Below are 961 nucleotides of genomic sequence, written 5' to 3' on the forward strand. Positions count from 1 at the left end.
GCCGCGCGAACCGGTGGCCGGCCTGATTGAGCCCGAGGCGTCACTGCCGCCGGTGCTGCTGCCCGATGAACCTCGGCCCGCGACGTGGATGCGGTGCGTTTTTCCATTGGGCTGCGCGGCTACCGGTGCGACCAGGTGGACGACGTTCTGGATCAGCTCGCTGCGCGCATCAACCGGTTGGAGAATAAGATTCATGACATCGAGTCGCGGCGTGTGATTAGCGACACGGGCGAAAATTAGGAATAATAGAGAGTATAGAGTCTCCAAATCAACAAGGTAATCCCAGCTGATTGAGCGGACTATAGGACGGCTCGGGCGTTGAACCGGTATGCGGTTGAACGTTCCGGTCACTGACGAAGGGAACAACGTACATGGCGGCGATGAAGCCACGCACCGGTGATGGGCCAATGGAAGTCACCAAGGAAGGCCGAAGCTTGATCCTGCGCCTGCCCATCGATGGCGGCGGTCGCCTGGTGGTCGAATTGAATGCAGATGAGGCCACCGAGCTGCGTAATTGTCTGGTAAACGTCACTGAATAAGGATTCTCAGGGCCGCATTCGCCGGCCCTTTGGTCTGTCACCAGCCCGTCGCGCACCCGCCGCGGCGGGCGGCCCCGTTCCTCCTGCGTCCTACGGACGTACTAGTGCTTGGCTGCCGCGATGAACAAGCCCTGCTCGGTGGGCAGCAGGTGGCACAGCAGGTTCGGGTCCTCGCGCAGCATCCGCATGGCATCACGCATGGCCACCGTGGAGCCTTGCGCACGGCTGGCTTGGCCAGGCGGTGCTCGTCAAAGGCGTTGCAGATGATGATGACCCCGCGCTTGCCGATCAGGCGCTTGGCCTCGGCGACGTAGTCCAGCAGGTTCTCGTGCTCGGCATCGATCAGCACCATGTCGTACGCTCGATCGGTGAGCCGGCCCAGTACCGTGGCGGCGCGTTCGGTGATGATGCGCGCCCGGGCG

3 protein-coding genes are annotated in these 961 nt (G+C 62.6%); 2 read left to right on the forward strand and 1 reads right to left on the reverse strand.

Annotation, left to right across the window (positions count from 1 at the left end; genetic code table 11):
* The first annotated feature begins 93 nt into the window (after nucleotides 1-93).
* The gene (locus JCM19049_RS22805) at nucleotides 94-240 is read left to right on the forward strand and encodes a DivIVA domain-containing protein (protein ID WP_306420831.1); all 147 of its coding nucleotides are present in this window, start codon (nucleotides 94-96) and stop codon (nucleotides 238-240) included.
* A 131-nt stretch (nucleotides 241-371) separates the two neighbouring features.
* A complete protein-coding gene (locus tag JCM19049_RS21375) occupies nucleotides 372-539 on the forward strand; it encodes a DUF3117 domain-containing protein (RefSeq protein WP_138177414.1) in 168 nt (55 codons plus the stop codon).
* A 37-nt stretch (nucleotides 540-576) separates the two neighbouring features.
* Here the strand turns inward: JCM19049_RS21375 and JCM19049_RS21380 are convergent.
* The coding region (locus JCM19049_RS21380) for an O-methyltransferase (protein WP_374700340.1) at nucleotides 577-961 on the reverse strand (385 nt) is incomplete at its 5' end.

The organism is Arthrobacter sp. JCM 19049, from assembly GCF_001310435.1.